Below are 6,122 nucleotides of genomic sequence, written 5' to 3'. Positions count from 1 at the left end.
TGCCCCCCCACCCCGCCGCCGGGGGGGCCGCCCCCTCGGGGCCTAGCGTGTCGCCCTCCCCGGCGGGTGCGCCGCCGGTCCCGCGGGGCCCGGGGCCCGGCCCCGGGGCCCCGGCCGCTGTTGTGCCGGTGCTCCGGGTCAGCCCTGCGGGACCGCCCGGACGCGGGTCGGGGCCGTGACGTCGGGTGCCGTCTGCACCGCCGTGCCGTCCGCCCGCCGCTCCGTGAGCCGGAGCTGCGAGACGGCGTTCACGAACGTCAGGGCGCCCTTGTCCGGCGTGGGTTGCCAGCGCTGGGTGCGCTTGCCCGCCACGCACGTCTCCTGGGTGATCTCCGCCCCGGCCTCCAGCGGCGCGCCCAGGTAGTGCTTGCCGCGGGTGACGTCCAGGCACAGGCCCGTCCGGGACGACCGCAGGGTGTAGTAGCCGTCGGCGGTGGCGGTCACGTCCCAGGCCGCGGTCCCGTCCCGGACGAAGCCCACGGTGGTGCCGGCCTCCTGGCCGGCGGGCGCGAGCCGCTTGCCGCCGGTTCCGGTCAGCGCGTAGACGCCGTCGGCGAGCGGTGTGCGGTCGGTGTTCGCCCAGCCCGGCGCGTGGCCGACGCGGCGCGCCAGGTCCTCGAACCCCTCGTAGGTGGCGCTCGGCCGCGGTCCGCCCCAGGTGGCCTGCGCGATGAACCGCAGCGGCATGAACGCCTTGGCCTCGACCTCGTTCTCCGTCTCGGCGGCGGCGCTGTCCGGCCACATGCTGATCTTCGCGCCGGTGAGGTTCGCGGGCCGTGAGGTGAGGGTCTCGCCCTCGAAGCGCAGCGGTGTCCAGCCGGAGTCGTAGAGCTGCCGCGTGTTCGTGGTGAAGCCGCCGCGCACCAGGTAGAGGGCGTAGGCGGAGTTCATCACCGGACGGCCCTCGGCGAGGAGCGAGGACGGCTTGCTCAGGTTCCCGCCGCCCAGCCAGTGCTCCACGGCGATGTCCCGGTCGAGCGGGACGAGGCTGTTGCGTCCGAGCAGTCCGTCGTTCCAGACGCGCAGCGTGCGGCCGTCCTCGCGGACGTGGTCGCCCACCCGGTTGACGAAGTCGACGAAGGCGTCGTCCGGGGTCGCTCCGGGGCCGAACCTCTCGGTGGCGTGCTGCTGGATCTGCGGGAAGTCGGGGTAGGCGGAGCCGATCATGTATTCGTCGGCGCCCATGTGCCAGGACCGGGTGTTCCAGACGTCGAGCGCCTCGTCCACGAGGGAGGTGTAGTACGTGAACGCCTCGGGGCGGGTGATGTCGAGCCGGGGCGGGGAGGCCTTGCCGCTGCTGTCCTTCAGCTGCAGCTCGGGGTGGTTCTCCAGGTACGGGTCCATGTGGCCCGGCGAATTGATCTCCGGGATCAGCTCGATGTGGTGGCGCTCGGCCATCGCGACCAGTTCGCGCACCTCGGCCTTCGTGTAGTAGCCCCAGAACGCCGACTCGGGGTCGACGTCGCTCTTGACCTTCGCCTCGATCCATAGCTGGTTCAGCTTCTGCGACGCCATGTCGCGCATCAGGCGCCCGAACCAGTCCATGGAGACGTGGATGTAGCAGGCGCACACGCCGACGCCGCGCTCGCGGTACTCGGGGACGTCCGTTGTCGTGCCGGCGGGGGCCGTACCGTCCTCGCGCAGCATCTGCAGCACGGTGCGGGTGCCGTAGAACACGCCGGTGGAGGTCGCGCCGGTCACGGTCAGCCGGCCGCCGGACCCCAGACGGTACCCTTCGGTCCCCAACTCGCCCCTGCGGGAGGCGTCCTGGCTCAGCACGATGTCACCCGGTTCGGCGGACCGCGCTCTGACCACCTGGGGCGTCCGCCCGGTGACCTCGCGCAGCTCGCCGGCGAATCTGCGCGCGTCGGCGGCCGTCCGGGCGTCGACGTCGCGGAGCACGATGCGTGCCCGGTCGCCGAGCCGGAACTCCCCCGGCTCCGCGTTCCACTCGCGCAGGGTCGGCAGTACCTCGGGGGCCGCCGCTCCGGCGGTGGCCGCACGGGGTTCCTGCGCGCCGGCGGAGGTCATCGGGAGCAGGGCGGCCGTGACCGCCGCGGTGATCGCGCAGACCAGTCCGGTGGTTCCGCGTCGTCGTCCGGCTTTCATGTTCACCTTTCCGTCGTGCGGGTCGGGGCCGCCCGCCCCGGTCGTTCCGGTGACCGGGGCGGGCGGGTTCTGTGGGGGCCGGGGGTTGTGGGGACGGCAGGGTCACCGCTCCCGCGAGCGGGCCGCGCCGAACAGCTCCCCGTAGCCGGGTGAGGCGTTCTGCCCGGCCTGGACGCCGCCGAGCACGGTGCCCCGGTGCACGAGCCGGACGGAGTCGGGTCCGACGCCGCTCTGCTCGGCGGTGACGGCGAGCGCGAGGGTGTTCTCGCCCCGTGCCCTGAGGAATCCGGAGGGGATGACGAACTCCTGCTGGGGGCCCACGTTGTTGACGTACTGGCCGGTGTTCCAGCCGTTCACGAAGATCTGCACCCGGTACTCGTCGGCGCGCGCGCCGGCGTCGTCGATCCGCAGGCCGATCGCCGTGTCGGTGACGCTCGGCAGGTTCAGCCGGGCCGTCGTGCGGAACCAGCGCACACCGGGCCGGTCGCTCTTGAGCGAGGACGTGGTGCGCCAGGAGGAGTCCGGTGCGCCCGGCAGGTGCCGGCCCGCGCGCTCGCCGTAGAGACCGCCGTTGTTGTGGACACCGCGCACGGTGTCGACCGGGTCGGGGCCGCCCGCGGCGCCCTGGATGCGCCACGTCACCGGGCCGGAGCCGGGCACGGCCACGTCGGCCAGACCGCGGCAGCCCTTGGACCGGCCGTCGGAGGACCAGTCCTCGTAGTGCCCCATGTTGCGGACCAGGATCGCCAGCACGGCCGGCTCACCGGGGTGAGGGCCAGCAGGGCGAGGGCGAGGCCGGCCGCCAGCGGCCGCGGGGCCGGTCCTCCGGACCGGGCGGAAGCGCCGCGCCCCCGGGTCCGGTGGGATCTGGACAACTGGTGCATGGGCGCCTCCGATGACACGGGCTCGAGGAACGTTTCCGTCGGTGATGTGACCGCGTGAAGCCATGCCGTGAACAGAGCATGCCAAAGCGACACCCTGTCGATCAGTGTTGGCCAGAGTAAAGCCCACCCGGCAAGAGGTCTAGACCCCATACGTCTTACCTCCAGCGGCCGATCCCTGCATCATCCCTGTGGAGAAGGTATTTCATGGTCCAGACCAACACTGGAGGTCTTCGTGAGAAGACGCACGACAACCATCACGACGCTGGGCATCTGCTTCGCACTCGCAAGCACGATGGCGGTCGAGTCGTCGTCGGCCGCTCCTGCTGCGGCCGCCCCCAGCGCCGCGGCCCCGGTGCCGCCGGTCTCGCCGACCCCGCAGTCCCTCACCCGCGCAGGTGGCGACGTCGTCGTGACCGGCCGGGTGATCGTCGTGGCGGACGGGACCACGGACGCCCCGGCCCGGGCCCGCCTCGTGGACGAACTGAAGGCCCACGGCGCCGACCGGGTGGACGTCGTCACCCCCGGGAACGTTCCCCGGGCCGCCGCCGGCCTGCTCACCGTGCGTCTCGGTCCGGCCGCACGCCCTGACATCGCGGCGGCGCTCGGCGACACCGCGGTGCCGGACCACGCGGAGGGATACGCCCTGCGCGTCGCGCGGGCCGGGCGGGGCGCGCGGATCGCCCTCGGCGGCAAGGACGCCACCGGCCAGTACTACGCCGTGCAGACCCTGCGGCAGTTGTTCGTCCCCGCCGGGGACGACGGCTGGAAGGTGTCGGGAGTCCAGGTGAGCGACTTCCCGTCGATGCCGCTGCGGGGCACCATCGAGGGCTTCTACGGACAGCCCTGGACGCACGCCGAGCGCCTCGACCAGATGGACTTCTACGGGGACGTCAAGGCCAACACCTACATCTACGCGCCCAAGGACGATCCCTACCACCGCGGCAAGTGGCGCGAGGCCTACCCCGCGGACAAGCTGGCCGAGCTGGGGGAACTCGTCGCCCGGGCCACGGCCGACCACGTGCGCTTCACCTTCGCCGTCTCCCCCGGCGAGTCGATCTGCTACTCGGACCCCGCCGACCGCGCGGCCCTCAAGGCCAAGCTCCAGGCGATGTACGACCTGGGCACCCGCGCCTTCTCCGTCCCGCTCGACGACATCAACTACACCCGCTGGAACTGCGAGGCCGACCGGGCCGCGTACGGCGAACCCGGCGCCGGGGCCGCCGGGAAGGCGCAGGTCGACCTGCTCAACGACGTGCAGCGCACCTTCGTCGCCACGCACGCGGGCACCTGGCCGCTGCAGATGGTGCCCACCGAGTACTACAACAACAGCGACTCGGCCTACAAGCGGGCCCTGCGGGAGGCCCTGGACCCCGCGGTCGAGGTGATGTGGACCGGTGTGGGCGTGGTACCCACGCAGATCACCGACGACGAGGCCGAGCAGGCCGCGAAGGTGTTCGGCCGCAAGGTCTTCGTCTGGGACAACTACCCGGTCAACGACTTCGGCAACACCAGCGGCCGGCTGCTGCTCGCGCCCTACGACAAGCGCCAGGCCGGGCTGTCCGACCACCTGTCCGGCATCGTGGCCAACCCCATGAACCAGCCCTACGCCAGCAAGGTCGCCGTCTTCGGCACCGCGGACTTCACCTGGAACGACCGGGCCTACGACGCGCGGACCAACTGGCGCAACGCCATGTCCTACCTCGCGGGGGGCGACCCCGAGGCCACCGGGGCCCTGCTCGCCTTCGGCGACCTCGAGCACATGGCCCCGACCTTCGGCTCCACCCCCTGGCAGCCCCAGGCGCCGGAACTCGCACGCCGGGTCGAGGAGTTCTGGAAGGCGTGGGACGCGGGTGACCGCACCGGCGCCGTGCGGGCCCTGCGCGCGTACGCGGCCGCCGTCGAGCGGGCCCCGTCGGTCATCCGCGGCGGCTCCGTGGAGAAGGGCTTCACCGTCGACGCGGCGCCCTGGCTGGACGCCACCGAGCTGTGGGGCGAGGCGATGGTCAAGACGCTCGACGCGCTCGCGGCACGGCAGGCCGGGGACAAGGACACCTCGGACCGGCTCCTGACCGAGTCGAACGCGCTGCAGGAACGGGCCCGCGCCGTGCGCGTCGACCCGCCGCGCAACTCCTGGGGCAAGGTCCAGCCCAAGGTCGGTGACGGTGTGCTCGACGCCTTCCTCGCCCAGGCCGACCTCCGGCTCCGGTTGTGGGACTCCGCGGGAGGCACGGAGAACCTGGCCCTGAAGGGCACGGCGACCGCCTCCAGCGTGGAGCTGGACCTCGACCGGCTGGCGGCCCGGAACGTCAACGACGGACGCCTGGACACGCGTTGGGCCTCCGGCTACACGAACGACGAATGGGTGCAGATCCAGCTCGCCGCCCCGGCGAAGGTCGCCGCGGTGACCGTCTCCTGGGAGAACGCCTGCGCGACGGAGTACGCCGTGCAGGCCTCCCGGGACGGGGTGACCTGGAGGACCGTGTCCACGCAGCGCCCGGACTCCTGCGGCAACGACCTCGTCCGGGTCACCGACGACGAGGCCGTGCGGTACGTCCGCGTGCAGGGCGTCGAGCGGAGGACGTCCTGGGGCTACTCGATCCACGAGATCGGCGTCTACGGCACGCCCGCGGCCTGACACGCGGCGCACGTCCCCACGCGATCCGCGGGGACGTGCGCCTGGGCCCGCGTCGCGCGCCCTGGCCCTGTGCAACCGGTTCAACGGCAGCGTCCGCGCCCGCGGGCGTCCGGCTGGAGCCGTCGAGCGGCACCCTCGGCCTGGAACGGACCCGGGGGGCGTCGGCCGGCACCGCCCCCTCCGCCTCGACCCCGCCGGGCGACTACACCGTCAAGGTCGTGGCCACCGGCGCCCAGGCGACGCACAGCGCCTGCGGCGCCGGCCGACGCAGATCACCCTCAGCGTCATCGGCGGTACCGCCTCCCGCTGACCGGCGGACGGTGACGGACAGCGGCCGTCCGCGGGACCGCGCGGCGGCGGGAAGCGGTCCGCCGGGGCACTGCGGGCACCGGAGGGCCGGGGGTTGGGCCCCCCCCCCCCGGACCGGGGGGGGGGGTCCCGAGGGGTACCCCGGGCCCCATCGGGGGGCGGGGGGGGGGGGGGGCGCGGGGGCG

3 protein-coding genes are annotated in these 6,122 nt (G+C 73.4%); 1 reads left to right on the top strand and 2 read right to left on the bottom strand.

Features of this window, described 5'->3' with window-relative positions; all coding sequences use genetic code 11:
• Positions 1-138 precede the first annotated feature (138 nt).
• On the bottom strand, positions 139-2,109 hold the full coding sequence (locus tag ACFWJB_RS28300) for a family 20 glycosylhydrolase (protein ID WP_386925689.1): 1,971 nt from the start codon (positions 2,107-2,109) through the stop codon (positions 139-141).
• A gap of 102 nt (positions 2,110-2,211) precedes the next feature.
• The gene (locus ACFWJB_RS28295) at positions 2,212-2,862 is read right to left on the bottom strand and encodes a beta galactosidase jelly roll domain-containing protein (RefSeq protein ID WP_386925687.1); all 651 of its coding nucleotides are present in this window, start codon (positions 2,860-2,862) and stop codon (positions 2,212-2,214) included.
• Positions 2,863-3,285: 423 nt separating this feature from the next.
• Between ACFWJB_RS28295 and ACFWJB_RS28290 the strand changes: the two genes are divergently transcribed.
• Positions 3,286-5,628 (top strand): beta-N-acetylglucosaminidase domain-containing protein, encoded by a 2,343-nt coding sequence (locus ACFWJB_RS28290; protein WP_386925725.1) that lies wholly within the window; start codon positions 3,286-3,288, stop codon positions 5,626-5,628.
• Positions 5,629-6,122: the final 494 nt, after the last annotated feature.

The organism is Streptomyces sp. NPDC127100 (assembly GCF_042724095.1).
In the GTDB taxonomy this organism is placed as follows: domain Bacteria; phylum Actinomycetota; class Actinomycetes; order Streptomycetales; family Streptomycetaceae; genus Streptomyces.
This window is presented reverse-complemented; position numbering and strand designations above follow the sequence as displayed.

Bases quoted from the DNA above. Each gene is read 5' to 3' on its own strand.
- ACFWJB_RS28300 (WP_386925689.1), bottom strand. From the start codon at position 2,109: ATGAAAGCCGGACGACGACGCGGAACCACCGGACTGGTCTGCGCGATC.
- ACFWJB_RS28290 (WP_386925725.1), top strand. From the start codon at position 3,286: ATGGCGGTCGAGTCGTCGTCGGCCGCTCCTGCTGCGGCCGCCCCCAGC.